Origin of the sequence: Streptomyces hesseae, assembly GCF_031845785.1 — a bacterium.
Classification (GTDB): Bacteria; Actinomycetota; Actinomycetes; order Streptomycetales; family Streptomycetaceae; genus Streptomyces; species Streptomyces hesseae.
In genome coordinates this window covers 1-26,022 of the sequence record NZ_JAVRFI010000031.1, presented here as the reverse complement: position 1 = coordinate 26,022, position 26,022 = coordinate 1, and the positions used below count along the sequence as shown (strand labels likewise).

Annotated in this window: 28 protein-coding genes; 19 read left to right on the top strand and 9 right to left on the bottom strand. The window is 71.4% G+C overall.

Annotated elements, in window-relative coordinates:
• Nucleotides 1-145 precede the first annotated feature (145 nt).
• Both RM609_RS30930 and RM609_RS30925 read right to left on the bottom strand, forming a co-directional pair.
• Nucleotides 146-1,549, bottom strand: a complete 1,404-nt coding sequence (locus RM609_RS30930) for a metallopeptidase TldD-related protein (RefSeq protein ID WP_311615362.1) — start codon at nucleotides 1,547-1,549, stop codon at nucleotides 146-148.
• Nucleotides 1,550-1,631: 82 nt separating this feature from the next.
• A complete protein-coding gene (locus RM609_RS30925) occupies nucleotides 1,632-3,158 on the bottom strand; it encodes a TldD/PmbA family protein (RefSeq protein WP_311615359.1) in 1,527 nt (508 codons plus the stop codon).
• A 114-nt stretch (nucleotides 3,159-3,272) separates the two neighbouring features.
• On the opposite strand from RM609_RS30925, the gene RM609_RS30920 reads away from it, so the two are divergent.
• The 7 genes from RM609_RS30920 (at nucleotide 3,273) to RM609_RS30890 (ending at nucleotide 7,354) form a co-directional block, all read left to right on the top strand.
• The gene (locus RM609_RS30920) at nucleotides 3,273-4,112 is read left to right on the top strand and encodes a pentapeptide repeat-containing protein (protein ID WP_311615357.1); all 840 of its coding nucleotides are present in this window, start codon (nucleotides 3,273-3,275) and stop codon (nucleotides 4,110-4,112) included.
• A gap of 138 nt (nucleotides 4,113-4,250) precedes the next feature.
• Complete coding sequence (fabG, locus tag RM609_RS30915) at nucleotides 4,251-4,955, top strand: 3-oxoacyl-[acyl-carrier-protein] reductase (protein WP_189454876.1); 705 nt, start codon at nucleotides 4,251-4,253, stop codon at nucleotides 4,953-4,955.
• Nucleotides 4,956-4,960: 5 nt separating this feature from the next.
• A complete protein-coding gene (gene fabI / locus RM609_RS30910) occupies nucleotides 4,961-5,731 on the top strand; it encodes an enoyl-ACP reductase FabI (RefSeq protein WP_311615353.1) in 771 nt (256 codons plus the stop codon).
• A 118-nt stretch (nucleotides 5,732-5,849) separates the two neighbouring features.
• Nucleotides 5,850-6,170, top strand: coding sequence for a hypothetical protein (locus RM609_RS30905; RefSeq protein WP_311615351.1), 321 nt, complete (start codon nucleotides 5,850-5,852; stop codon nucleotides 6,168-6,170).
• A gap of 33 nt (nucleotides 6,171-6,203) precedes the next feature.
• Nucleotides 6,204-6,326 carry an SGM_5486 family transporter-associated protein gene (locus RM609_RS30900; protein ID WP_311615349.1) on the top strand — a complete coding sequence of 41 codons (123 nt, stop codon included), beginning with the start codon at nucleotides 6,204-6,206 and terminating at the stop codon, nucleotides 6,324-6,326.
• A 165-nt stretch (nucleotides 6,327-6,491) separates the two neighbouring features.
• Nucleotides 6,492-6,746, top strand: coding sequence for a hypothetical protein (locus tag RM609_RS30895; protein WP_311615347.1), 255 nt, complete (start codon nucleotides 6,492-6,494; stop codon nucleotides 6,744-6,746).
• A gap of 89 nt (nucleotides 6,747-6,835) precedes the next feature.
• A complete protein-coding gene (locus RM609_RS30890) occupies nucleotides 6,836-7,354 on the top strand; it encodes a SixA phosphatase family protein (protein ID WP_311615345.1) in 519 nt (172 codons plus the stop codon).
• Between the two features lie 46 nt (nucleotides 7,355-7,400).
• Here RM609_RS30890 and serB read toward each other — a convergent pair whose 3' ends face one another.
• Both serB and RM609_RS30880 read right to left on the bottom strand, forming a co-directional pair.
• A complete protein-coding gene (serB, locus tag RM609_RS30885; protein WP_311615343.1) occupies nucleotides 7,401-8,633 on the bottom strand; it encodes a phosphoserine phosphatase SerB in 1,233 nt (410 codons plus the stop codon).
• An 85-nt stretch (nucleotides 8,634-8,718) separates the two neighbouring features.
• Nucleotides 8,719-10,443, bottom strand: a complete 1,725-nt coding sequence (locus RM609_RS30880) for a streptophobe family protein (RefSeq protein WP_311615342.1) — start codon at nucleotides 10,441-10,443, stop codon at nucleotides 8,719-8,721.
• A 253-nt stretch (nucleotides 10,444-10,696) separates the two neighbouring features.
• On the opposite strand from RM609_RS30880, the gene RM609_RS30875 reads away from it, so the two are divergent.
• On the top strand, nucleotides 10,697-13,213 hold the full coding sequence (locus RM609_RS30875) for an ABC transporter ATP-binding protein/permease (protein ID WP_438828578.1): 2,517 nt from the start codon (nucleotides 10,697-10,699) through the stop codon (nucleotides 13,211-13,213).
• A 76-nt stretch (nucleotides 13,214-13,289) separates the two neighbouring features.
• Here RM609_RS30875 and RM609_RS30870 read toward each other — a convergent pair whose 3' ends face one another.
• Both RM609_RS30870 and RM609_RS30865 read right to left on the bottom strand, forming a co-directional pair.
• The gene (locus tag RM609_RS30870; protein ID WP_311615338.1) at nucleotides 13,290-13,994 is read right to left on the bottom strand and encodes a transglycosylase SLT domain-containing protein; all 705 of its coding nucleotides are present in this window, start codon (nucleotides 13,992-13,994) and stop codon (nucleotides 13,290-13,292) included.
• A gap of 373 nt (nucleotides 13,995-14,367) precedes the next feature.
• Nucleotides 14,368-15,066 carry a nitroreductase family protein gene (locus RM609_RS30865; RefSeq protein ID WP_311615336.1) on the bottom strand — a complete coding sequence of 233 codons (699 nt, stop codon included), beginning with the start codon at nucleotides 15,064-15,066 and terminating at the stop codon, nucleotides 14,368-14,370.
• A gap of 103 nt (nucleotides 15,067-15,169) precedes the next feature.
• Here RM609_RS30865 and RM609_RS30860 point away from each other — a divergent pair, with 103 nt between their 5' ends.
• From RM609_RS30860 to RM609_RS30845, 4 genes are all read left to right on the top strand, one after another.
• Nucleotides 15,170-16,318: a GAF domain-containing sensor histidine kinase gene (locus RM609_RS30860; RefSeq protein ID WP_311615334.1), complete on the top strand. Its 1,149-nt coding sequence runs from the start codon at nucleotides 15,170-15,172 to the stop codon at nucleotides 16,316-16,318.
• Entirely contained in the window at nucleotides 16,311-16,961 is a 651-nt protein-coding gene (locus RM609_RS30855) for a response regulator (RefSeq protein WP_311615332.1), read from the top strand. Before RM609_RS30860 ends, RM609_RS30855 begins: the two co-directional genes overlap by 8 nt.
• Nucleotides 16,962-17,138: 177 nt before the next feature.
• Nucleotides 17,139-17,384 carry a chaplin gene (locus RM609_RS30850; protein WP_311615330.1) on the top strand — a complete coding sequence of 82 codons (246 nt, stop codon included), beginning with the start codon at nucleotides 17,139-17,141 and terminating at the stop codon, nucleotides 17,382-17,384.
• 200 nt (nucleotides 17,385-17,584) lie between these two features.
• Entirely contained in the window at nucleotides 17,585-17,950 is a 366-nt protein-coding gene (locus RM609_RS30845; RefSeq protein ID WP_311615328.1) for a chaplin, read from the top strand.
• Between the two features lie 105 nt (nucleotides 17,951-18,055).
• Here RM609_RS30845 and RM609_RS30840 read toward each other — a convergent pair whose 3' ends face one another.
• The gene (locus tag RM609_RS30840) at nucleotides 18,056-18,862 is read right to left on the bottom strand and encodes an Rv1486c family protein (RefSeq protein ID WP_311615326.1); all 807 of its coding nucleotides are present in this window, start codon (nucleotides 18,860-18,862) and stop codon (nucleotides 18,056-18,058) included.
• Nucleotides 18,863-18,954: 92 nt separating this feature from the next.
• Here RM609_RS30840 and RM609_RS30835 point away from each other — a divergent pair, with 92 nt between their 5' ends.
• The 4 genes from RM609_RS30835 (at nucleotide 18,955) to RM609_RS30820 (ending at nucleotide 22,291) form a co-directional block, all read left to right on the top strand.
• Nucleotides 18,955-19,764: an ABC transporter ATP-binding protein gene (locus RM609_RS30835; protein ID WP_126913552.1), complete on the top strand. Its 810-nt coding sequence runs from the start codon at nucleotides 18,955-18,957 to the stop codon at nucleotides 19,762-19,764.
• Between the two features lie 63 nt (nucleotides 19,765-19,827).
• Nucleotides 19,828-20,253, top strand: a complete 426-nt coding sequence (locus tag RM609_RS30830; protein WP_311615323.1) for an NfeD family protein — start codon at nucleotides 19,828-19,830, stop codon at nucleotides 20,251-20,253.
• A 187-nt stretch (nucleotides 20,254-20,440) separates the two neighbouring features.
• A complete protein-coding gene (locus tag RM609_RS30825) occupies nucleotides 20,441-21,388 on the top strand; it encodes an SPFH domain-containing protein (protein WP_311615322.1) in 948 nt (315 codons plus the stop codon).
• 129 nt (nucleotides 21,389-21,517) lie between these two features.
• Nucleotides 21,518-22,291 (top strand): sulfite exporter TauE/SafE family protein, encoded by a 774-nt coding sequence (locus tag RM609_RS30820; RefSeq protein WP_311615320.1) that lies wholly within the window; start codon nucleotides 21,518-21,520, stop codon nucleotides 22,289-22,291.
• Between the two features lie 279 nt (nucleotides 22,292-22,570).
• Here the strand turns inward: RM609_RS30820 and RM609_RS30815 are convergent, their stop codons facing one another.
• Entirely contained in the window at nucleotides 22,571-23,110 is a 540-nt protein-coding gene (locus RM609_RS30815) for a YbhB/YbcL family Raf kinase inhibitor-like protein (RefSeq protein WP_311615318.1), read from the bottom strand.
• 127 nt (nucleotides 23,111-23,237) lie between these two features.
• On the opposite strand from RM609_RS30815, the gene RM609_RS30810 reads away from it, so the two are divergent.
• Nucleotides 23,238-23,663: a guanyl-specific ribonuclease gene (locus RM609_RS30810; RefSeq protein ID WP_311615317.1), complete on the top strand. Its 426-nt coding sequence runs from the start codon at nucleotides 23,238-23,240 to the stop codon at nucleotides 23,661-23,663.
• A complete protein-coding gene (locus RM609_RS30805) occupies nucleotides 23,660-24,088 on the top strand; it encodes a barstar family protein (RefSeq protein ID WP_311615315.1) in 429 nt (142 codons plus the stop codon). Before RM609_RS30810 ends, RM609_RS30805 begins: the two co-directional genes overlap by 4 nt.
• A 65-nt stretch (nucleotides 24,089-24,153) precedes the next feature.
• Here the strand turns inward: RM609_RS30805 and RM609_RS30800 are convergent, their stop codons facing one another.
• Nucleotides 24,154-24,936 carry a sporulation protein gene (locus RM609_RS30800; protein ID WP_311615313.1) on the bottom strand — a complete coding sequence of 261 codons (783 nt, stop codon included), beginning with the start codon at nucleotides 24,934-24,936 and terminating at the stop codon, nucleotides 24,154-24,156.
• Nucleotides 24,937-24,991: 55 nt separating this feature from the next.
• Here RM609_RS30800 and RM609_RS30795 point away from each other — a divergent pair, with 55 nt between their 5' ends.
• Nucleotides 24,992-25,654 carry a DNA-3-methyladenine glycosylase gene (locus tag RM609_RS30795; RefSeq protein ID WP_311615311.1) on the top strand — a complete coding sequence of 221 codons (663 nt, stop codon included), beginning with the start codon at nucleotides 24,992-24,994 and terminating at the stop codon, nucleotides 25,652-25,654.
• Nucleotides 25,655-26,022: the final 368 nt, after the last annotated feature.

The window sequence follows — 26,022 nt, the reverse complement described above, 5'->3', positions numbered from 1 at the left end:
TGGCGTTCCTGTAAGGGGTTGTCGGACAAAGGACAGGACGAGTCTATTTGCTCGGCGCGAATCACCACCAACGCGATTCCCCGCCGGGCGGCCGGACGGCGGGTCGAACGGCGGGCCGGACGGCCGCCGGGGCCGCCCGCCCGGGTCACACGCCCCGGCTCACCGAGCTCATGTTGAAGTCCGGGACGCGCAGCGCCGGCATGGCCGCCCGGGTGAAGTAGTCGCCCCACTCGCGCGGCAGCGTCGGCTCGGTACGTCCCGCCTCGGTCACCCGGGACAGCAGCCCCACCGGGGACTCGTTGAACCGGAAGTTGTTGACCTCGCCGACGACCTCACCCTTCTCCACCAGATAGACCCCGTCCCGGGTCAGGCCCGTGAGCAGCAGCGACGCCGGGTCCACCTCGCGGATGTACCACAGGCACGTCAGCAGCAGGGCGGGACCGTCGTGACCGCTCGCGGCGACCATCTCGGCCAGCGAGCGGGTGCCGCCCGCGTCCAGGATCAGGTTGTCGGTGTACGGGGTGACGGGCAGGCCCGTCAGCTCCGCGCTGTGCCGAGTGGTGAGCAGGTGCTCCAGCACGCCCTCGCGGATCCAGTCGGTCGCGGCGATCGGCAGGCCGTTGTCGAAGACCGACGCGTCGTCGCCGGAGCTGCCCGTCAGCACGAACGGGGCGCACTCCAGCCCCGCCGCGTAAGGGTCGCTGCGCAGCGTCAGCGGCAGCCCCGAGAGCTTTTCGCCGATCCGGGTGCCGCCACCGGCCCTGGAGAAGACCGTACGGCCCTCGGCCGCGTCCCGGGCCGCCGAGGACCACTGCTGGTAGACCAGCAGATCGGCCACCGCGGAGGGCGGCAGCAGCGTCTCGTACCGCCCGGCGGGCAGCTCGACCTTGCGGCCCGCCCACGCCAGCCGCTCGGCGAGCTCGGCGTCCAGCGCGCGCGGGTCGACGTCCGTGAAGTCGCGCGTGGCCCGCCCCGCCCACGCCGAGCGCGTCCGGTCCGGGGACTTGGCGTTCAGCTCCAGCGTGCCGGTGGGCTGGTCGTGACGCAGCCGCAGCCCGGTGGAGGTGCCCAGATAGCTGGAGACGACCTCATGGCGGGCGAACCCGTAGAGCTCCCGCCCCTCCCCACGGGCCCGCGCGAAGGCCTCCCCGAGAGCCGGGGCGAAGTCGTCGAAGACGGCGGAGGACGTCTCCGCGGGCGCCCCGGTGAACTCCGGCGCCTGCGGCACACCGGTCACCAACGGCTGCGCGTCCTCCGCGGGCCCGGCCTCCCGCGCCGCGGCCTCCGCCGCCCGCACCAGCGGCTCCAGCTCGGCGGCGGTCACGGCCGACCGGGAGACGACCCCGGACGCGGTGCCCTGGGCGCCGTCGACGGTCGCGATGACGGTGACGTCCCGGCCCCGGGTGACCCCATTGGTGGTCAGGGCGTTCCCGGCCCAGCGCAGATTGGCGGTGGAGCGCTCGCCCGCGATGACGACACAGCCGTCGGCGCGGGACAGCTCCAGGGCGCGCTCGACGATCTCGTGGGGCTTGTGCTGGCGAGGACTCATCGACCGGCCTCCTGCGTGGTGTTGAGACTGTGCTTGCCCGGGGGACGCCCCCCGGACCCCCGGCCGGATCCGTGCGCGCCGCTCATCGACCGGCCTCCTGGGTGGTGTTGAGAATGTTCACGCCCCGGAACAGGGCCGACGGGCAGCCGTGCGAGACCGCGGCGACCTGGCCCGGCTGGGCCTTGCCGCAGTTGAACGCACCGCCCAGGACATATGTGTCCGGGCCGCCGAGCGCCTCCATGGAGCCCCAGAAGTCGGTGGTGGTCGCCTGGTAGGCGACGTCCTTCAGCTGCCCGGCCAGCCGGCCGTTCTCGATCCTGAAGAAACGCTGACCCGTGAACTGGAAGTTGTGCCTCTGCATATCGATCGACCACGACCGGTCGCCCACCACATAGACGCCCCGCTCCACCCCGGAGATGAGCTCCTCCGTCGACGGCCCGTCCGCCGCCGGGCGCAGCGAGACGTTCGCCATGCGCTGCACGGGCACGTGCTCGGGCGAGTCCGCGTACGCGCAGCCGTTGGAGCGGTCGAGGCCGGTGAGGCGGGCGGTGCGGCGGTCGGTCTGGTAGCCGGCCAGGACGCCGTCCTTGACCAGGTCCCAGGACTGGGCGGCCACGCCCTCGTCGTCGTAGCCGATGGTGGCCAGGCCGTACTCGGCGGTCCGGTCGCCGGTCACGTTCATGATCTCGGAGCCGTACTTCAGGGTGCCCAGCAGATCGGGGGTGGCGAAGGACGTGCCCGCGTACGCGGCCTCGTAGCCCAGCGCGCGGTCCAGCTCGGTGGCGTGGCCGATGGACTCGTGGATGGTCAGCCACAGGTTGCTCGGGTCGACCACCAGGTCGTACGTCCCCGCCGTGACGCCCGGCGCGCGCATCTTCTCGGCGAGCAGCGCGGGGATCTCGGCGATCTCGGCGTCCCAGTCCCAGCCGCCGGCGCCCGTCAGATACTCCCAGCCGCGCCCGGCGGGCGGGGCCAGGGTGCGCATGGAGTCGAAGCCGCCGGTCTTGGGGTCCACGGCCACGGCGGTCAGCTGGGGGTGCAGCCGCACCCGCTGCTGGGTGGTCGTGGTGCCGGCGGTGTCCGCGTAGAACTTGTTCTCGTGCACGGTCACCAGCGACGCGTCCGCGTGCGCCACGCCCTCCGCCGCCAGCAGCCGCTCGCTCCACTCGGCGAGCAGCCCGGTCTTCTCCGCGTCCGGCACGGCGAAGGGGTCGATCTCATAGGACGACACCCACGTCCGCTCCGCGTGCACCGGCTCGTCGGCGAGCTCGACCCTCTCGTCCGACCCCGCCGCCGCGATCACCTTCGCGGACAGCTTCGCCATCGCCACCGCCTGCGAGGCCACCCGTGCCGCGGCGTCCATCGTCAGCTCCACACCGGAGGCGAAACCCCACGTACCGCCGTGCACCACACGCACCGCGTACCCCAGGTCGGTGGCGTCCGAGGAACCGGCGGGCCGTGCGTCCCGCAACCGCCACGAGGCACTGCGCACCCGCTCGAAGCGGAAGTCCGCGTGCTCGGCGCCCAGGGCCCGTGCCCGCGCGAGGGCCGCGTCGGCGAGCGGGCGCAGCGGCAGCGCGAGGAATGACGGATCGATCTCATGCGGCACGGTCCACGCTCCTTGTCGGTGTGTGTCGCAGTGAACCATGCCGTTAAGGTGTCGTGGCCTGCCACCTCGTTACCCACCGGCAGCACCCGCCATGCGAGAGGAACCCCACGCGCAGTGTCCGCCATACGTGAAGACGCCACCCCCGGCGCGGACCGCGCCGCGCTCAAGGGCGACTGCGGGAACTGCTTCGGGCTGTGCTGCGTGGCCCTGCCCTTCGCGCGCTCGGCGGACTTCGCCCGCGACAAGGACGCCGGCACGCCCTGCGCCAACCTCCAGCGGGACTTCGGCTGCGGCATCCACGCCCGGCTGCGCGACAAGGGCTACCAGGGCTGCACCGTCTACGACTGCTTCGGCGCCGGACAGAAGGTCTCCCAGGTCACCTTCCTCGGCCGGGACTGGCGCACCGCGCCGGAGACCTCACGGACGATGTTCGAGGTCTTCCCGGTGATGCGGCACCTCCACGAGCTGCTGTGGTACCTCACCGAGGCCCTCACCCTGAAGGACGCCCGCCCCGTCCACACCGACCTGCGGCGCCTGCTGGCGGAGACCGAGCGCCTCACCGAGGGCGACGCCGCGTCGCTGGCCGCCCTGGACGTGGGAGCGCACCGCCAGAAGGTGAACGTCCTGCTGCTGCGCACCAGCGAACTCGTCCGGGCCAAGGGCGGGCGCAAGGCGAAGAACCACCGGGGCGCCGACCTCATGGGCCGCCGGCTGCGCCGCGCGGACCTGCGCTGCGCCAACCTGCGCGGGGCCTATCTCATCGCCGCCGACCTCTCCGGCGCCGACCTGCGGAGCGCCGATCTGATCGGCGCGGACCTCCGCGACGCGGACCTGTCCGGCGCCGACCTCACCGATGCCTTCTTCCTCACCCAGCCGCAGCTCAACGCGGCCCGCGGCGACGCCGCCACCAGGCTGCCCGAGGGCCTCACCCGGCCGGCCCACTGGGTGGCGTAGCCCGGCAGGGGACTGTAGAGATCCAACAGGGACCGCCTGTCGCCGCTGTCGCAGGTCGCTTCTCACTTCCATGGCCTCTACCGCTACGTTCGGTGTAGTCCGGCAGATCTATGGATACGACATCGGAAGGGTGATCCTTTGAGCCGCTCGGTTCTCGTCACCGGAGGTAACCGGGGCATCGGCCTCGCCATCGCGCGCGCCTTCGCCGAAGCGGGCGACAAGGTCGCCATCACCTACCGCTCGGGTGAGCCGCCCACCGGCTTCCTTGCCGTGAAGTGCGACATCACCGACCCCGAGCAGGTCGAGCAGGCGTACAAGGAGATCGAGGAGAAGCAGGGCGCGGTCGAGGTGCTGGTGGCCAACGCCGGCGTCACCCGCGACCAGCTGCTGCTGCGGATGTCCGAGGAGGACTTCACCTCGGTGGTGGAGACCAACCTCACCGGCACCTTCCGGGTCGTCAAGCGCGCCTCGAAGGCCATGCTGCGCGCCCGCAAGGGCCGCGTCGTCCTGATCTCGTCGGTCGTGGGCCTGATGGGCTCGCCGGGCCAGGCGAACTACGCCGCCTCCAAGGCCGGCCTCGTCGGCTTCGCCCGCTCGCTCGCCCGCGAGCTGGGCTCCCGCAACATCACCGTCAACGTCGTCGCGCCCGGTTTCGTGGACACCGACATGACCCGCGTGCTCACCGACGAGCAGCGCGCGGGCATCGTCGGCAACGTCCCGCTGGGCCGCTACGCGCAGCCCGAGGAGATCGCCGCCTCGGTCCGCTTCCTCGCCTCCGAGGACGCCGCATACATCACCGGAGCCGTCATTCCCGTAGACGGCGGATTGGGCATGGGTCACTGATCACCATGAGTGGAATCCTCGCAGGCAAGCGCATTCTCGTCACCGGCGTCCTCACCGAGTCGTCGATCGCCTTCCAGGCCGCGAAGGTCGCCCAGAACGAGGGCGCCGAGGTAATCCTCACCGGCTTCGGCCGTCTCTCGCTCGTCGAGCGCATCGCCAAGCGCCTGCCGAAGCCCGCGCCGGTCATCGAGCTGGACGTCACCAACCAGGAGCACCTCGACGGCCTGGCCGACAAGGTGCGCGAGCACCTGGGCGAGGGCGCGCCGCTGGACGGCATCGTCCACTCCATCGCCTTCGGCCCGCAGGGCGCCTTCAACTTCCTGGAGGGCACCTGGGAGGACGTCTCCACGGCCGTCCAGGTCTCGGCGTACTCCTACAAGTCGCTGGCCATGGCCCTGCTGCCGCTGATGCGCGAGGGCTCCTCGATCGTGGGCCTGACCTTCGACGCGCAGATCGCCTGGCCGAAGTACGACTGGATGGGCGTGGCCAAGGCCGCCCTGGAGTCCACCAACCGCTACCTGGCCCGCGACCTCGGCCCCAAGGGCATCCGCTGCAACCTGGTCTCGGCCGGCCCCATCAAGTCGATGGCCGCCAAGTCCATCCCGGGCTTCGAGGAGCTCGCGGACGTGTGGAACCACCGCGCCCCCATCGGCTGGGACCTCGCCGACCCGGAGCCGGCCGGCCGCGGCGTCGTCGGCCTGCTGTCGGACTTCTTCCCCCGCACGACGGGCGAGATCGTCCACGTCGACGGTGGTGTGCACATGATGGGTGCCTGATCCTTCGCGCTCCCACGATGCCCGTCCCGGCCCACCGCCGGGGCGGGCATCGCGTGTGTCCCGGGTCGTGCGGCGCGGCGCGCGCCCGCACACTGGGGGAGGAGGGAGGTGGACGGGCATGAGCCCCCCGATACGGCGTGCGGCGGTGCTGCTGTTCGCCACCCTCGCCCTGCTGGGCACCACGGCGACCGCCCCCGCGCCGCCGGCGCACCACGAGGCCGAGTGCCACACCCGCCTCCACGGCTCCCATGCCGTCACCCACTGCTTCAACGGCGACGCCACCTCCGACCGCGTCCAGCTGCACGTCGAGTGCGTCCACTGGTGGGACCCGGGGATGGACACCGCCCCCGTCACGGTCGGGCCCGCCAGCCATGTCGTCCTCACCCAGCGCTGCTGGCTGGGCATCCGCCGGGCCTGGGTCACCCACGCACCCGGGTGACCGGGGGTCCGGCGCGGGTGGGAGACTGTCCCCATGCCGGTCCTCGAAGAGAACCCCAATCCCAAGAACGGCCAGAAGGCCCTGCTGACGATCCTCGGCGTGATGCTCGGCATCACCGTCGTCATCAGCGTGGTAGCCACCCTCGCCTCCCCCTGACGCCACCGGCCCGCCCGCCCGGGGGTGGGGCTGGCCCCACCATCCCCTAGGGGGTGGAGGTCAGGGTCGATTGGGTGGAAGGCCGGATGGGGGAAGGTGGCGGGTCTCCGTAGGTTCGTAGTACGCCGCGACGCCGCGGCGCACCGACCTCCTGAAGGAGACCCCATGCCCGCCGGCCCGAAGGCCCCTGCCGCCGTGTCCCGGCGGACGCAGACCCGGCCGACCCGGACCCGGCCGACCTGGTGGGCCGTGGCCCTGCCCGCCGCCGCGTTCGGGGTCTTCCTCTTCCTGCTGACGTTCCTGCTGACCGCCTCGCCCGCCTCGGCGGACGCCGCCTCCGAAGCCGGTGCGTCCGGGGGCGGTACGGTCGCGCAGGTGGTGCGCTTCGCGTGGTACGCCGTGGAGCGTTTGGCGCCGTGACCGCCCGCGCGCCCATGACCGCCGCCCGGAGGGGTCGAGCCCGTCAACACCCCGCGCCTCGCCACGCGTTTCATGCGAAGCTGGACGGCATGAGCTCCGACCCGACCCGCAGGATCGTCATCCTCCGGCATGCCAAGGCCGAGTGGTCCGACGGCGACGACCACGAACGTCCCCTGGCGGACCGCGGCCGCAAGGACGCCCCGGTCGCCGGCCGCTGGCTCGCCGGTTCCGGCGTCACTCCCGACCTGGCCCTCTGCTCGACCGCCACGCGCACCCGCGAGACCTGGAAGCTCGCCGTCTCCGAGCTGCCCGAACGCCCCCGTACGGTCTATGAGGACCGGATGTACGAGGCGTCCCTCGGGGAGCTGATCGCCCTGCTCAACGAGGTCTCCGACGAGGTGGCCGACCTGGTGCTCATCGGGCACAACCCCGGTATGCACGCGCTGGCCGACGCCCTCGCCGGTGAGGCCGACGGCGATCTGCTCGCCCGGATGAACCGTTCCGGCTTCCCCACCGCCGCGGTCGCGGTGCTGTCCTTCACCGGGTCCTGGAAGTCCGTCGAGCACGGTGTGGGACGGCTCGTCGCCTTCTGGGCGCCGCACGCCTGACGGCCGCCCGCCCGAGCGGGCGGGGCGGCCATCGGCCGGGCGGCCATCACTCGTGGGTGTTGGCCGCCTCGACCTCTTCCCGGGTGACGCCCAGCAGATACAGCACCGTGTCCAGGAACGGCACGTTCACTGCCGTGTGCGCCGCCTCCCGCACCACGGGCTTGGCGTTGAACGCCACCCCCAGCCCGGCCGCGTTGAGCATGTCCAGGTCGTTGGCGCCGTCGCCGATCGCGACCGTCTGCGCCAGCGGCACACCCGCCTCCGCCGCGAACCGGCGCAGCAGCCGGGCCTTGCCCGCCCGGTCCACGATCTCCCCGGTGACCCGGCCGGTCAGCTTGCCGTCGACGATCTCCAGCGTGTTGGCGGAGGCGAAGTCCAGCCCCAGCCGCTCCCGCAGATCGTCCGTGACCTGGGTGAAACCGCCCGAGACCACACCCACCTGGAAGCCCAGCCGCTTCAGCGTCCTGATCAGGGTCCGGGCGCCCGGTGTCAGCCGGACCTCCGCCCGCACCTTCTCCACCACCGACTCGTCCAGCCCCGCCAGCAACGCCACCCGCTCATGCAGGGACTGCTCGAAGTCCAGCTCGCCCCGCATCGCCCGCGCGGTCACCTCGGCCACCTCGGCCTCACAGCCCGCGTGCGCCGCGAACAGCTCGATGACCTCGTCCTGGATGAGGGTGGAGTCCACGTCCATCACGACCAGCCGCTGCGCCCGCCGCTGAAGGCCGGCCGCCACCACGGCGACGTCCACGCCCAGCGCCGCCGACTCGGTGGCCAGCGTGGTGCGCAGCTTCTCCGTGTCCGTGCCCGAGACCGCGAACTCCACCGCCGTCACGGGGTACTTGGCGAGCCGGAAGATACGGTCGATGTTGCCACCGGTGTCGGTGATACGGGCCGCGATGGCGGCGGTCGACTCGGCGGTCAGCGGGTGACCGAGCACGGTGACATGGGAACGGCCCATACCGCGCGGCCTGTTGTCGCCCCGGCCGGAGATGATCTCGGTCTGGAGGTGCATCGAGTCCGCCCAGCTGTGCACGGTGGACCGCAGCGAGCCCTCGGTCGCCCAGCCGCCGACGGGGGCGGTGACCAGGGCGCACAGGGTGATCCGCCCCCGGGTGACGACCTGCTCGATGTCTATGACGTCGACGGCGAAGGCGGCGAGGGTGTCGAAGAGCCCGGCCGTGATGCCCGGCCGGTCCTTCCCGAAGATCTTCACAAGGAGAGTGGGGACCTCATCGCCGGTGGCGACGGCGGCAGCGGGGATCTGCGATGCGCTCATGGTGGTCCTACGGTATCCGCACACCTGTCCCGGCTGACAACTCAGCCCGCCCCCGGCGCCCCCGCGACGACGACCCGGCGGGCCACTACCGCCGCCACGGCGCGGGCGGCGGCTCGTCCGGCGGCGGTACCGGCGACGACCCGTACCGGTACGGCGCCCCCGGCCGCCGCCGGGGCGGAGGCGGCACCGGCGGACGGCTCGTCTGCGTCGGCGCGGTGAAGGGATCCTGACCGGAGGGGCCCCCGGAAGGGTCCCGCGCGCCACGTTTCTCGTCGGGAAGGGCCTTGCCGGGAGGGGCCTCGCCAGGAGGGGTTCCGCCGGGAGGGGCCTCCCCGGGCGGCCGCAGATACGGATTGGTGTCCGGGCGCGAGGGCCGGTACCCCGGTGACGGGGCGTACGGGCCGGGCGCGTACGCCAGATCGGGGTAGCTGCGCCCCTCGTCCGGCCGCCGGCCGCGCGCATGGGCCGAGGCCCGCCGCCCCGCCGCCCCCGTCGCGTACGCCAGCAGCCCGCCGAACGCCCCCGCGCCCAGCCCCCACACGGCCCCCAGGGCCAGCGCCAGGGGCACGCTGCCGGCCAGCTCCAGCCCCGCCCCCAGGGCGTCGACACCCAGCACCGACAGGCTCGCGCCCGCCTTCACCCGCGTCGCCAGCGCCAGCAGCGGCAGCGCCACCGCCGTGGCCACCCCCAGCGACAGCCCGCACCGCCACGCGTACGCCCCCGGCCCGGCCCCGTCCCGGGGCGTACGGGCCCCGGTCAGCACTCCGGCCGTGAGCATCAGCAGCACGCAGCCCACCGGCAGCAGCCACACCAGCGGCTCCAGGTCGGCGATCCGGCCCACCGTCACCGTCTGGTCCGTCCCGGCGCGCAGCAGCTCGTCCAGCGGATGCGGCAGCACCTGGAGCAGGGACCCGCTCGCCGAGCCCCGCAGGGGGACGAAGAGCCCCAGCGGCAGCCCCAGCCACACCCCGTTCGGCGCCCCGAGCACGGCCGCGCCCAGCACCCGCCGGGGGTGACCGTCGCCCGCCGCCGCGTACCCGGCGGCCGCCAGGCCCGCGACGACCGCCAGCACCAGCACCGTGCGCAGCGCCGAGGCCGCCGGGCGGACCGTGCGGTGGGCGGCCTGCCAGCGGCGGGGGAACGGGGCCCGGCGGGCGGACAGCAGGGTGACCAGCAGGACGCCCAGCACCCACACCAGGCCGCCGAGCAGCGACGCCCCGGGCCGCACCGAGAAGCCCACCGACGCCTTGGCCTGCGCCAGGTCCCCCAGCCGGCCCGGCAGGCCGCCCCCGATGTCCCCGATGTCGCCCAGCCCCGGGATCCGCGTGGTGCCGCTCGCTCCGCCGAGGCCCAGACCGCCGCCGTCGAAGGTGACGGTGGAGGAGGCCGCCCACGCGAGCCCGCCCAGGACCAGGAGGAACAGCAGGGCGACCGCGGCCCCCCGTGCGACGAGCTCGGACCCCCGCACCGCGGGCCCCAGCGGCCGCAGCGACCGCGCGAACACCATGCCCAGCAGCAGCGCCCCCACCAGACTGACGCCCAGTGGCGCGATGTCGATGGTGGTGTGCGCCCCGGCGCCCGTGAGCCCGAATGCTTCGACCGAGCCCGAGGGAGTGAGGGAGCCACCCACCGCGAGGACGACCACCGCCGCCGTCAGCGGGCCCAGCGACCCGGCCGCGTCCGCGCCCAGCAGATGCAGGCCCACCGCCGCGACCCCGGCCATCGCGAGAAAGGCCCAGCTCACCGCGGCTATCGCGGTGAGTACGAGATCCGCGCCGCGCGCCGCGCGGCTGCCGCTGGTCAAGGTCATCACGGCCCCCCGGTCCTTACCAGTCGCCCCGGAAGCGGACGATCCGCGACGATCCCGCGCATCCCTGGGCGGTTACTACTGTCAGGGCGCGTTTCGCATCGGTCAACGGCGCCTGTTACAGGCCCGGTACACGGTCGTGGGGCTCCCGACTTTTGGTTGAGGGACTGCGCCTGAAATAGTTCCTCCCGATGTTCGCCATCCCTAGACTCCCCCATGCAGGGGGCTCAGCGGGGGACAAATAGTGGGGCATGGAGTGCCGGAACTCGTACTGGAATTGAACGGACAGACCTGGACGTTGGACCCGTCCCGGTCGTACACCCTCGGGCGCGACCCGCAGGGTGACATGGTCCTGGAGGACGCCCGCGTCTCCTGGCGACACGCCACCATCCGGTGGGGCGGTCACGGCTGGCTCATCGAGGACCACGGCAGTACCAACGGCACCTATGTGCAGGGCCAGCGGATCCACCAGATGGAAATCGGCCCCGGTTCGGCCGTCCACCTGGGCAATGCGACGGACGGCCCGCGGGTGAACCTCTCCGCTGCCGCCGCCGCTGCCCCGGCCGCCGACCTCTACAGCGCGCAGACGGCGATGGCCCCGGCGGTCCAGCCGGGTCAGCCGGCCCCGCAGCAGTACCAGCAGCCGGGCGCCCAGGGGTGGGGACAGCAGCCTCCGCAGCAGTACCAGCAGGTACCGCAGCAGGGCGGCTGGCAGCAGCCGTACGCGCCGCAGCAGCAGGCCGCCCAGCCGCAGGGCCAGGCGGCCGGCAGCGGCGACGGGAGCCCGACCCGCTTCCACCAGATGGCCGTCGGCCGGGTGATGCGCATCGGTCGTGCCCTCGACAACGACCTGGTCGTCTCCGACCTCCAGGTCTCGCGTCACCACGCGGAGTTCCGGGCCACCCCCGGCGGCTTCGAGATCGTCGACCTCGGCTCCCACAACGGCACGTACGTCAACGGTCAGCCGGTCCGGCAGCAGCTCATCGGCCCCCAGGACACCGTCGGTGTCGGTCACTCGACCTTCCGGCTGGTCGGCGACCGCCTCGAGGAGTTCGTCGACACCGGTGACGTCTCCTTCTCGGCCCGCCATCTGACGGTGACGGTCGAGGGCGGCAAGCAGATCCTCAAGGACGTCTCCTTCGGCGTCCCCGAGAAGTCGCTGATCGCCGTCATCGGCCCCTCCGGCTCCGGAAAGTCCACCCTCCTCAAGGCGCTCACCGGCTACCGGCCCGCCAACCAGGGTGACGTCCTCTACGACAACCGGAACCTGTACAAGCAGTTCGCCGAGCTCCGCCAGCGCATCGGCCTGGTCCCGCAGGACGACATCCTGCACAAGGAGCTCACGGTCCGTAAGGCGCTGCGCTACGCGGCCAAGCTCCGCTTCCCCGGCGACACCGCGGCCTCCGAGCGCGAGGCGCGCATCGAAGAGGTGCTGCGCGAGCTCAAGCTCGACATCCACAAGGACAAGAAGGTCACCGCCCTCTCCGGCGGCCAGCGCAAGCGCGTCTCGGTCGCCCTGGAGCTGCTGACCAAGCCGTCGCTGATCTTCCTCGACGAGCCCACGTCGGGCCTCGACCCGGGCATGGACCGCGACGTCATGCAGCTGCTGCGCGGCCTCGCCGACGACGGCCGCACGGTCCTGGTGGTCACCCACTCCGTGGCCGAGCTGGCGCTCTGCGACAAGCTGCTGGTGATGGCGCCGGGCGGTGCGGTGGCCTACTTCGGCCCCCCGGAGGAGGCGCTCAACTTCTTCGGCTACGAGACCTGGGCCGATGTCTTCTCCGCGTTCGAGAACTACCGCGACTACGACTGGGCGGGCCGCTGGAAGGGCTCGCAGCACTACCAGATGTACGCGGCCGACATCGACGCCGTCGCCCCGCAGTCCGTGCATGTCCAGCCGCAGATGGTCCGCCCGCCGGTACCGCAGAGCTGGGGCTCCCAGCTGTGGACGCTGATGCGCCGCTACAGCTCGGTCATCGCCTCCGACCGCGGCTTCCTGGCCCTGATGCTGCTCCTGCCCGCGGTCCTCGGCGGCGTGAGCACCCTCATCCCGTCCGACTTCGGACTGGGCGCCCCCACACCGCGCCACTTCAACCAGGACGCCGGCACGATCATGCTGATCCTCGCGGTCGGCATGTGCTTCTCCGGCGCCGCCAACTCGGTTCGTGAGCTGATCAAGGAACGGGTCATCTACGAACGGGAACGCGCCGTCGGCCTGTCCCGGTCCGCGTATCTGATGTCCAAGGTGATCATCCTCAGCCTCATCACCGTGGTGCAGGGCATCCTCACCTGCGCCATCGGCTTCTCGGTCCGCAAGCTGCCGGCGCAGGGCCTCATCCTGAAGAAGCTGCCGGCCGTCGAGCTCTGCGTCATGATCATCGCTCTGGGCTTCACCTGCATGATGATCGGCCTGGTCATCTCCTCCCTGGTGAAGACCAGCGAGAAGACCATGCCGCTGCTGGTCATGTTCGCCATCGTCCAGGTCGTGTTCACCGGCATCCTGTTCAAGCTGTACGACTCGCCCGGCATCGAGCAGGTCGCCTGGCTGATGCCGGCCCGCTGGGCCATCGCCGGCGCCGGCACCACTCTGGACCTCTCGCACATCATGGCGCCGATGGACAAGAGCGACCCGACGAACCTCGACCAGCTCTGGGCGCACACCGCCGGCCAGTGGGGCATCGACCTGATCGCCCTCCTCGCCATCGGCGTCGCGTGCGGCTTCGCGGTCATCCGCCTGCTGCGCCGCCACGAGCCGGAGGTCATGCGCAAGTGACGGCCTGTCCGTGAGCACGCCGAAGGGCGGCACCCCCACCGGGGTGCCGCCCTTCGGCGTCGCTGTCCTCCGGCCGTCAGTAGGCGGAGTTCACGTTGTCCATCGAGCCGTACACCTTGGCCGCGTAGTTGCAGGCGGCGGTGATGTTGGCGACCGGGTCGTAGATGTTCCAGGACGTGCCCGCGACGTGGTACGCCTTGAAGGTCGGGTCGATCACCTGGAGCAGGCCCTTGGAGGGGATGCCGGCGGCGGCGTTGGAGTCCCAGTTGTTGATGGCGTTGGGGTTGCCCGTGGACTCCCGCATGATGTTGCGGTAGATCCCGTTGTAGCTGCCCGGGATGCCCTTGGACTTCATGATGTCCAGGGATTCCTTGATCCAGCCGTCCAGGTTGTTGGCGTAGGCCTTGGGGGCGGGCGCGGCGGGAGCGGCGGCGGCCGCGACCGGCTTGCGCTCCTCGGACCGGCTGGCGGCCTCCTTCTCGGCGCGCTCCTTGTCGGCCTTCGCCTTGGCCTCGGCCTCGGCCTTCTTCTTGTTCTCGGCGTCCTTCTTGGCCTGCTCGGCCGCGTGGTCCGCCTGCTTGTTCAGCTCGGCCTGCTGGGTCTCGCCAAAGGCGGAGGCGTTCCACGCCACCGGCTTCACCGCCTGGGACTGCTCGGCGTCGGCGGAACCGTTGGGCACGACCGCGAACGCCAGAGCGGCGACACCGGCTGCGGCGATTCCGGCCGCGGAGAACGTGTGGACCTTGGTCAGGCGGGTATAGCCGGAGATGGGGGAACGCATACTGAGCTGAGCCTCTTCCGATCGATGAGTCGCACTGGCCCGTCCTGGCGCGCTGGGAGCGCCGTTCCTCGGTTCGCGGCGCCATGCGACGGAGCAAATTCTTAGCGGTCGCAAAATGCGGTGGCAAAGGTGTGACCTACTACGCCACTTCGTTGCGACGCCCTCCGCACGGCTCGGGCGAAAGGGTGCGTCACCTGCCCTAACCGCTCCTTATGGGCGTCTTATCCGTCCACTAGGCCGCTTCGTACGTGATGTGCGTCCCATGAGCGGGCTCACACCGGGGACCCTTGCGTCTCACCCGGTGTGGCCACGCCCCTGCGGAGAGTTTGCGATCAGAAACGTTCCTTTGAGGTGCTCGGAACCGGGCCGGGGATCAGACCTCCACCAGCACCTGATCCAGGCTCTTGCGCACCAGGTCCGGCACCTCGCAGTCCGCCGCCGGATGGCCCACGGGGACCACCGCGAACGCCTTCTCGTTCACCGGCCGCCCCAGCACCTCCGACAGGAACCGCATCGGGCTCGGCGTGTGCACCAGCGCCGCCAGCCCCGACAGATGCAGCGCGGACAGCAGCATCCCGACCGCGATGCCGACCGACTCGTCCACGTAGTAGTGCTTGCGCCGGCTGCCGTCCTCACCGAGCCAGTAGCGCTGCTGGAAGACCACGATCAGCGCGGGCGCGTCCGTCAGATGCGCCTTGACCTCGTCCGTGCCCAGCGGCCGCAACGCCGCCAGCCACTCCTCGCCCAGCCGCCCCGCATAGGAGAGGCGCTCCTCTTCCTCCGCCGCCTCCCGGATGCGCCGCCGTACCTCCGGGTCCTTCACCAGGACGAACGTCCACGGCTGCTGATGCGCCCCGGAGGGCGCGGTGGCCGCGCACGCGATCGCGTCCCTGACCACCTGCTCCGGCACGGGATCGGCCGAGAACCGCCGCACGGTCCGCCGCTCCGCCATCCGCTCCCGCAACTCGGCCGCCCGGGCGAGCGACTCCTCGACCGGCATCCGCACGGGCCGATAGGGCGCGGGCCGATACGGATCACCATGGGTGGGGGTCCACCGTATTGGTATAGACATGAGGAGAGTCTGCCCACGGGCCCACCGGCCTAAGGCTTACGGACTACGCCCGGCCCCCCGCAGGCCCGATCCGGGCAACCGACCCGGTGGATACCGTGACCCCATGACGCAAGCCCCCCGCTCCGGCCTCACGGCAGTAAGCACCGCCCTGCTCGCCATGAGCCGCCACCTGGAGGTACGCGACGTCCTCAAGACGATCGTCGTCTCCGCCCGGGAGCTCCTCGACGCCGAGTACGCCGCCCTCGGCGTCCCCGACGACCACGGAGGCTTCGCCCAGTTCGTCGTCGACGGCATCAGCGACGAGGAGTGGAAGGCCATCGGCCCGCTGCCCCGCCAGCACGGCATCCTCGCCGCCATGCTCAAGGACGCCACCCCGCAGCGCCTCGCCGACGTCCGTCTGGACCACCGCTTCGAGGGCTGGCCCGACGCCCACCCCGACATGAGCGACTTCATCGGGATGCCGGTCGCCGACGGTGACGAGATCCTCGGCGCCCTCTTCCTTGCCAACAAGAAGTGCCCCAAGCCCGCCGGCGGCTGCGGCTTCACCGCCGAGGACGAGGAACTGCTGAGCGTCCTCGCCCAGCACGCCGCCATAGCCCTCACCAACGCCCGTCTCTACGAGCGCAGCCGCGAGCTGACCATCGCCGGGGAGCGGGCCCGCCTCGCCCACGAGCTCCACGACGCCGTCTCCCAGAAGCTCTTCTCCCTGCGGCTGACCGCCCAGGCCGCGGCCGCCCTCGTCGACCGCGACCCCGCCCGCGCCAAGGGCGAGCTCCACCAGGTCGCCCGGCTCGCCGCCGAGGCCGCCGACGAGCTGCGCGCCGCCGTCGTGGAGCTGCGCCCCGCCGGGCTCGACGAGGACGGCCTCGTCGCCACCCTGCGCACCCAGGTCAAGGTCCTCGACCGGGCCCAGTCCGCCGCCAGGGTCACCTTCACCGCCCATGGCGTACGGGCCCTGCCGGCCGCCCAGGAGGAGGCACTGCTCCGGGTGGCCCAGGAGGCCCTCCACAACGCCCTGCGCCACTCCGGGGCACGGGCCGTGGACGTCACCCTCACCCGCCGGGGCCACGGCGCGGCCCTGCGCGTGGCCGACGACGGGCAGGGCTTCGACCCCTCCGCCGTGCGCAGGGCCGGCCGGCACCTGGGCCTGGTCTCCATGCGGGACCGGGCGAACGGGGTCGGCGGCGGCCTGACCGTAGTCTCCGCGCCCGGGAAGGGCACGACGATCGAAATGGAGGTGCCCGGTGGCTGAGAACCGAGTGATCCGGGTGCTGCTGGTGGACGACCACCAGGTGGTCCGCAGGGGGCTGCGCACCTTTCTGGAGGTCCAGGACGACATCGAGGTCGTCGGTGAGGCCGGTGACGGCGTCGAGGGCGTCGAGCGGGCCGAGGAGTTGCGACCGGACATCGTCCTCATGGACGTGAAGATGCCCGGCATGGACGGGATCGAGGCGCTGCGCAGGCTCCGGGAGCTCGACAACCCCGCCCGGGTGCTGATCGTCACCAGCTTCACCGAGCAGCGCACCGTCATCCCCGCCCTGCGGGCGGGCGCGGCGGGCTATGTCTACAAGGACGTGGACCCGGACGCCCTCGCCGGTGCCATCCGGTCCGTGCACGCCGGGCACGTCCTGCTTCAGCAGGAGGTGGCGGACGTCCTGCTGTCGCAGGACGAGGGCGGCTCGGGGAGCCAGGGGAGAGGCAACGGGCTCACCGAGCGGGAGCGCGAGGTGCTGGCCCTGATCGCGGACGGGCGGTCCAACCGGGAGATCGCCCGGGCGCTGGTCCTGTCCGAGAAGACCGTCAAGACCCACGTATCGAACATCCTGATGAAGCTGGACCTCGCCGACCGGACCCAGGCGGCGCTATGGGCCGTCCGACATGGGATCGGAGCCTGAGGAACGCCCGGCCCCGGGCGGTAGCGGAACGTCGCGTTCTGATCAGAGATTCATGCGGTCGTGTGATAACCCAACCGCCCCAGCAACCCGAATGGCCCTGGCCCGTTTTCCATGACGTAACCGCGGCGGGAGCCGTGGCGACGCTCTGGCAAAACACTCAGGAAGGTCATAGTAAGAGTGAAGAACATCAAGAAGGCCGCTGCTGTCACGCTCGCCGTCGGCGGTCTCGCCCTCGCCGGCGCCGGTGCCGCCTCCGCCCACGGGGCGCACGGTGCGCACGGCGTGGCGGAGAAGTCGCCCGGCGTCGCCTCCGGCAACGTCGTCCAGGTCCCGGTCGAGGTCCCGGTGAACTTCTGCGGCAACACCATCGACGTCGTCGGCGTTCTGAACCCGGCCGCGGGCAACCTCTGCGTCAACGAGTAATCAGCTCGTCGCACCACCATCGCCACCTCGTAGGCAGGTCGGCTCCGCATCCGGCGGAGCCGACATCCGGGTGGCGGTCAATCGTCCGAAAGAGGGCAAACACCGTCGATGGCCGTGCCATCGGCGGTGCATTGGCGTTCATAGGTGCAGGGCCCCGTGGCAGGGGCCGATCAGGTCAGTCATCAGAAGGAAGAGCACCTATGAACAGTGCCAAGAAGGCCGCCCTCGCTCTGGCCGCGGCCGGTGTCGCCCTCGGCGCCGCCGTCGTCCCCGCCGCCGCCACGGACGAAGACGGGTTCGGCGGAGCGCTGGCCTCCGGTGTCGCCAAGGGGTCACCGGGTGTCATCTCGGGCAACGTCATCCAGATTCCGCTGGACGTCCCGATCAACCTCTGCGGCAACACCATCGACATCATCGGCCTCCTCAACCCGACGTTCGGCAACACCTGCATCAACGGTGACATCCGCGAGCACCACATGGTGGAAGAGCACCACATGACCGAGCACCACCACGGGGGTGGCCACCACGAGGGCGGCCACCACGACCGCGACCACGACCGCGACTGACGCACGGCATTCCACCGGCACACGAGGCCCCGCGGACCCTTCCGTCCGCGGGGCCTCGCCGTCGTCCGGGACCGAATCGGCGCACGGGCGGATCAGCGGGATCGATCAGTGCCGCCGGCGGTCCCGCTCCTCCACCATCGCGTTGTACGCGGCCACCCGCGCCCGCCTGGCCGTACGCTCCACCGGCCGCAGCGCCGCCGCCCGCGCCGCGATCTCCGACGCGCTCACCGCGCCGCCGTGCTCACGCCCCTCGCGGTCCCCGGGCGCGTACGCGATGTCGATCAGCGCCCCGACCCGCTGCGCCAGCTCCAGCACCCGCGCCGCCCGCGGCGGATACCCCGGCGCCAGCACCTCACGGCTCCGCTCGGCCCGTGCCCGGTACGCCTCCAGGGCCGCCTGGGCCGCCGGTCCCGAGCCGGCCACGTCCAGCCTGGTCAGCACCTCGGTCGCCTCGCGCAGCGCCTCGGCCAGCTCCCGCTCGGCCTCCGAAAGCGACGGCACATCGGCCGGCGGCGCGTCCCGTACGGCCAGGCAGCGCCACACCACCTCGACGTGCACATCGCCCTCGGGTCCCGCCTCGTACACCTCCGGCACCAGCCCCAGCGCCGTCCCCGGGACGACGACGGCCTCCTCGGCCTCCATGGCGCGGGCATTGAACTCCGGCGGGCCGCTCAGCCCCAGCGGATGTCCCGGCGCCGGCAGCGCCAGCCGCAATCCCGTCGCCCCCAATGCCCTCAGTCGTCCCAGTGCGAGCGTCAGTCCCACTGGCCCGGACTCGCCGGGCAAACCGATGACACGGTGGACCGCGTCACTTCCGGTGATGTGGTGTGCGGCGTCATCGGGGGCGGCAAATCCGGCAAGGAGGGCATTTCCCCACGCGGTGAGCCGTCCTGAGCGATTCTCATCGAGCATGGCCCCCAGCCTAGGGACTGCCATCGGTAACCGGTGGCGTAGGTTTTTCCCAGGGGGCTGCGCCGACAGGCGCAAGCGACGAAGCGACTGCAATGGGAGACAACGCGCTCATGAGCGATGTGCTGGAACTGGTGGACGTATCCGTGGTCCGCGAGGGCCGGGCTCTGGTGGACCAGGTCTCCTGGTCGGTGAAGGAGGGCGAGCGCTGGGTGATCCTCGGCCCCAACGGCGCCGGCAAGACCACCCTTCTCAATGTCGCCTCCAGCTATCTCTTCCCCACCAAGGGCACCGCCCGGATCCTCGGTGAGAAGCTCGGCTCGGTCGACGTCTTCGAGCTCCGCCCGCGCATCGGCATGGCCGGCATCGCCCTGGCCGACAAGCTGCCGCGCAGCCAGACCGTCCTCCAGACGGTCCTCACCGCCGCCTACGGCATGACCGCCGGCTGGCACGAGAACTACGAGGAGGTCGACGAGCAGCGCGCCCGCGCCTTCCTCGACGTCCTCGGCATGACCGAGTTCCTCGACCGCAAGTTCGGCACCCTCTCCGAGGGCGAGCGCAAGCGCACCCTGATCGCCCGCGCGATGATGACCGACCCCGAACTGCTGATGCTCGACGAGCCCGCCGCCGGCCTGGACCTCGGCGGCCGCGAGGACCTCGTCCGCCGCCTGGGCCGGCTCGCCCGCGACCCGCTCGCCCCCTCGATGGTCATGGTCACCCACCACGTCGAGGAGATCGCCCCCGGCTTCACCCACGTCCTGATGATCCGCCAGGGCAAGGTGCTCGCCGCCGGACCCATCGAGCTCGAGCTGACCTCCCGCAACCTCTCCCACTGCTTCGGCCTGCCGCTGGTCGTCGAGCAGCGCGGCGACCGCTGGACGGCCCAGGGCCTCCCGATGGCCTAAGGGAGCCCGAGCCCCCTCCGCACGCCCTGTCCGCCGGGCGGCCACCACCCCTACCATGACCATGTGGACACATGGGTGTGGTGGCTCGTGGCCGCCGTCGGACTGGGAATTCCACTGGTCGTGACCGCCATGCCGGAGTTCGGCATGCTCGCGGCCGGGGCCATCGCCGCCGCGGTCACCGCGGCCGTCTTCCATGCGGGCACGGTGGCCCAATTCGTGGTCTTCGCCGTCGTCTCCGTCGCCCTCATCGCCGTCGTCCGCCCGATCGCCAACCGCCAGCGCGGCCGGCGCGGCGAGCCGGCGATGGGCATCGAGGCGCTCAGGGGCCGGCAGGCCGTCGTCCTCGAACGGGTCGACGGCGGTGGCGGCCGCATCAAGCTGGCGGGCGAGATCTGGTCCGCCCGCTCCCTCCACGCCGACCGCTCCTACGAGGTGGGCCAGCAGGTCGACGTCGTCGAGATCGACGGCGCCACGGCGGTCGTCATCTGACCTCGCCGGCCGGATGGTCCCGTCGGCCAGAACCGGCCGCATCCCGACGAGCTGGGCCCAACGGCTGCACGGTGGCATCCGGTTCTGTAAGACTGATCAAGACCACCGCGCCGGCCAGGACCACCGCACCGGCGCACCGGTCACGACCCACGAGACCCACGACAGCGGCACGGGGAGCTGAGCCACGATGGAACCGATCATCATCGTCCTGATCATCCTGGTGGTGCTCGTCTTCATCGCACTCATGAAGACGGTGCAGGTCATCCCGCAGGCCAGCGCCGCCATCGTGGAGCGCTTCGGCCGCTACACCCGCACCCTCAACGCGGGCCTGAACATCGTCGTCCCGTTCATCGACTCGATCCGCAACCGCATCGACCTCCGCGAACAGGTCGTCCCGTTCCCGCCGCAGCCGGTGATCACCCAGGACAACCTCGTCGTCAACATCGACACGGTCATCTACTACCAGGTGACCGACGCCCGCGCCGCGACCTACGAGGTCTCCAGCTTCATCCAGGCCATCGAACAGCTCACCGTCACCACCCTGCGCAACATCATCGGCGGCATGGACCTGGAGCGCACCCTCACCTCCCGCGAGGAGATCAACGCCGCCCTGCGCGGCGTCCTCGACGAGGCCACCGGCAAGTGGGGCATCCGCGTCAACCGCGTCGAGCTCAAGGCCATCGAGCCCCCCACCTCCATCCAGGACTCGATGGAGAAGCAGATGCGCGCCGACCGGGACAAGCGCGCCGCGATCCTCACCGCCGAGGGCATCCGGCAGTCGCAGATCCTCACGGCGGAGGGCGAGAAGCAGTCCGCGATCCTGCGCGCCGAGGGCGAGGCCCGGGCGGCTGCCCTCCGCGCCGAGGGCGAGGCCCAGGCGATCCGCACCGTCTTCGAGTCCATCCACGCCGGTGACGCCGACGAGAAGCTGCTCGCCTACCAGTACCTCCAGATGCTCCCGAAGATCGCCGAGGGCGACGCCAACAAGCTCTGGATCGTGCCCAGCGAGATCGGCGACGCCCTCAAGGGCCTCAGCGGCGCCGTCGGCAGCTTCGGCGCCCCGGGCGGCGGAGGCGGCAGCGCCCCCAAGGTCACCAAGGAGAGCCCGCGCCGCGAGCAGCCCCCGATCGACTGAACGATCAACAGTGATCAACTGAGACGATCGACCGGGACTCTCCCTCCCCATGCGTGATCGATTCATGCATGATCAGTGCGGCCCCCCGACCCCCTCAAGGCGGGGAGGCGACACACTGAAACAAAGGAGATGGCCTTGTCCATCTGGGAAGCAATCGCGGTCCTCGCCGCCGGCGTCGGCGCGGGCACCATCAACGCCATCGTCGGCAGCGGCACCCTCTTCACCTTTCCGGTGCTCCTCGCCACCGGACTGCCGCCCGTCACCGCCAACGTCTCGAACACCCTGGGCCTCGTCACCGGCAACATCAGCGGAGCCGTCGGCTACCGCCGAGAACTACGCGGCCAGCGCGGCCGCGTCATCCGCTTCGGCATCACCGCACTGATCGGCGGCCTCACCGGAGCCATCCTCCTGCTCGCCCTGCCGTCGAAGGCCTTCGACGCGATCGTCCCCGCGCTCATCGCCCTCGCCCTGCTGCTCGTCGTGCTCCAGCCCCGGCTCGCCCGGGCCCTCGCCCGCCGCCGGGAGCGCAACGGAACCGAGGCCCCCACCGACGGCGGCCCCGCCCTCCTTGCCGGACTGCTCCTGGCCAGCGCCTACGGCGGCTACTTCGGCGCGGCCCAGGGCGTCATGTACCTCTCCCTCATGGGCCTGCTGCTTCACGACGACCTCCAGCGCGTCAACGCCCTCAAGAACACCATCGGCGTCGTCGTCAACGGTGTCGCCGCGCTCTTCTTCGTCTTCGTCGCCGACGTCGACTGGACGGCCGTCCTCCTGATCGCCGTCGGCTCCACCATCGGCGGCCTCATAGGCGCGAAGGTCGGCCGCAGGCTCTCACCCACGGTCCTGCGCGGCGTCATCGTCGTCGTCGGCAGCGTCGCGATCGCACAGATGCTGCTCAGGTAGGAAGGCAGACGCTTCAGGCAAAGAGAACGCTCCGGGCCCTTCCCCCGTGAAAACCCCGGGCCCGGAGCGTCCCAGCAGCAGGCGCGGCCGCCCGGCTCACAAGCCGGACTCCGGCAGACGGCCGGCGCACCAGCGCCCCACCGCCCCCGCACTGCGGTACCCGCTACCCGACGGCCGCATGCGAAGCCGCCAGTCAGGCACCACTACTGTGCGATCCCCGCCCGCCCGGCGCAACGGAATTTCCGGCCGCCCACCCGAGCGTGACGGGGCGTGGGAACGTCAGCCGGCCGCCGGAACCTCGTACTCACCGATCAGCTGCGCCCGCCCCAGCGCGTGGAAGCGCAGGTGGAAGCCGACCACGGCGGGCGAGGCGGCCTCGTCCGGCCCCAGCTGCTCCCGGTCCACCGCGTACACCGTGAAGACGTACCGGTGCGGACCGTCCCCGGGCGGCGGCGCGGCGCCGCCGAAGTCACGGGTGCCGTAGTCGTTGCGCACATGCACCGCTCCCGCGGGCAGCCCCTTCATCCCACCGCTGCCCGCACCGGCCGGCAGCTCGGTGACGCCGGCCGGGATGTCGAAGACGACCCAGTGCCAGAAACCGCTGCCGGTCGGCGCGTCCGGGTCGTAGCACGTCACCGCGAAGCTCTTCGTCCCCTCGGGGGCGCCCTCCCAGCGCAGGTGCGGCGACACATTGCCACCGGAGAGGACCTGATCGCCCTTCAGCCTCGCCCCGGGCGTCACGTCATCGCTCACCACGGGGAACGAAGGCACCGGCGGATGAAAATCGTGGGGGAGCGGCCGACGCTTCTGCTCGGACACCAGGACACCTCCAGTACACGCGGACAGCTGAAAGCGCCAGCCTAGCGACGCCTGGACCACCGGCACTGCGACCATATGGAGTGTGCTTCATGTACTTCGAAACTTCGGACGCGGGCAGAGCCGCCTTATGCGCGCCCTGACCCTGCTGCTGGCCGCCCTGCCACTGCTGTTGCTCCCCGCCTGCTCCTCGTCGGGGAGCCAGAAGGCGGAGAAACACCGGACCCCGGCCGTCACGACGCCACCACCGGGCTCGGCGCCCTCCTGGGCGAAGGGCATGAAGACCGTCACCGAGGACAAGCTGCCGCCCGAGGCACGCCGTACCCTCGAACTCATCGCCAAGGGCGGCCCCTTCCCGTACGACAAGGACGGCACCGTCTTCGGCAACTACGAGAACCGGCTTCCCAAGCAGGCCCGCGGCTACTACCACGAGTACACCGTCCCCACCCCCGGAGCCCGCACCCGCGGCGCCCGACGCGTCATCACCGGCGAGCACTCCGAGCGCTACTACACCGGCGACCACTACCAGACCTTCGAAGCGGTGGTGCACCCATGACCCGCCCGCTGCCCGCCCCAGGGCTCCCCGGCATCCTCAACGGATCGATCCCCCCGGGCATGTACCATCTGCCCCCCACGGCCGCCCTCATGGACGTCATGGCCCGCGCCGCCGAGGCCGACTGGCGGGGCGCCAGGCTCCAGCTCGCCGGGGTCCACGACAAGGCCGCCTTCCTGGACCGCTGTGCGACGGACCTGGAGTTCCCCGAGTGGTTCGGCCGCAACTGGGACGCCCTCGCCGACTGCCTCACGGACCTGTCGTGGTGGGGCTCCGGCAAGTTCCGCGGCTATCTGCTGCTCGCCGAGGACTGGGAGACCTTCCGCAAGGCGGCCCCGGGCGACGCCCGGACGGCGGAGGCGGTCCTCCACGACGCCGTCGACCACTGGGCGAGCACGGACTCGCCCCTGGTCGTCCTGCTGGGCTGACCGACGGCCGGGGCCCGGTTCCCCAGCCGTCGGCTACCGGCTGCCGGCCGTCGGCCGGCTCCGGCTCAGAGCCAGTTCCGCTTGCCGCCCACCTCCGCGAGCCACTGGTGGAGGTAGGCCGCCCAGTCGGTCTGCTCGTACGTACGCAGATCCACGGTGAACGAGCGATAGGTGTCGCTGCCCGAGCTGAACAGCCCCGGCTTCTTGTCCATCTCCAGCACGACGTCCATCTCGCGGTCGTCCGCGACGAACGACAGCTCCACCTCGTTCAGCCCCCGGTACTGGGCCGGCGCGTGGAATTCGATCTCCTGGTAGAAGGGCAGCCGCTGCCGCGTGCCACTGATGCGGCCGCGCTCGAGATCGGCGGACTTGAAGGAGAAACCGAGCCGGCCGAAGGCGTCGAGGATCGCCTGCTGGGCGGGGAGCGGATGCACGTTCACCGGATCGAGGTCGCTCGAGTCCACCGCGCGCGCGATGGCGAGGTGAGTGGTCACCCCCACGTTCATTCCGGTGAGGTGCCGGCCCAGGAACATGGTGACCGGCGTCTCCCAGGGGATCTCCAGCCCGAACGGCACCACGTGTGCCGCCCCCGCCGCCACCTCGAAGGCCCCGCCCAGCTGGACACGGGTGAACTCCACGTCCTGCTTGTACTCGCCGTCGTCCCCCTCGACCTCGACCCGCGCCTGGAGCCCCACCGACAGCCCCTCGATCCGCTGCGGCACCGAACCGCCCTGGATGCGCACCTCGCCCTGCACGACCCCGCCGGGTACGACGTTCTCCTCGAACAGCACCGTCTCCACCGAGGCCCCGCCCGCGCCCAGGCTCGCCATCAGCTTCTTGAACACCATCGCGCTCATCCTCCCCGGACCCGGCCGCCGGGTCCTTCCACTACGCTCGACCGGCATGACTGCCGCGCCTGACCGTATGCCACTCGACCGGGAGTTCTTCGACCGTCCCGTACTGGAGGTCGCCCCCGAACTCCTGGGTCGCACCCTCGTCCGGACGACTCCGGAGGGCCCGATCGAACTGCGCATCACCGAGGTCGAGGCATACGCGGGAGAGAAGGACCCCGGCTCGCACGCCTTCCGTGGCCGCACGGAGCGGAACGCCTCGATGTTCGGTCCGCCCGGGCACGCGTACGTCTACTTCATCTACGGCATGTGGTTCAGCCTCAACCTGGTCTGCGGCCCCGAGGGCACGGCCAGCGGAGTCCTGCTCCGCGGCGGCGAAGTGATCAAGGGCGTCGACCTGGCCCGGGCCCGCCGCCCGAAGGCCCGCCACGACCGCGAGCTGGCCCAGGGCCCGGCCCGCCTCGCGACCGCCCTCGACGTGGACCGCTCACTCAACGGCACGGACATCTGCGCCGGCCAGGGTGCGCCCCTCTCCGTCCTTCAGGGCACTCCCGTCCCCACCGGCCGGGTACGCAACGGCCCTCGCACGGGCGTGGGCGGCGCGGGCGCCGTCCACCCCTGGCGCTTCTGGACGGACGGCGACCCGACGGTCAGCCGGTACCGGGCCCATGTGCCGCGCGACAGGAGTAAGCGGGGGCAGCAGGCAGGTGCTTGACTCCTGAGCCGAGAGGGCCTAACGTAGGCGAGCCGCTTGAGACGGGCAGCGCCCTGGGCGCGTCCGAGACGAGGGGCAACCACCATTACTGCGAGGACATCCCTGATCGGGGTCTATTTCGGCGTGCCGAAATATTCTGCGATCGGCTCGATTAGGAGCCGAAAGGGAAATCCGCTAAAGTAGTGACCACGCCGAGAGGCGAAAAACCCCGCTCCAACAGGGGGCCGGAAACGGAATCCAGACCGGAAACGGAACGGAAAACGGATCTGGTAAGGTTGGAAACACCGAAGGGAAGCCCGGAGGAAAGCCCGAGAGGGTGAGTACAAAGGAAGCGTCCGTTCCTTGAGAACTCAACAGCGTGCCAAAAG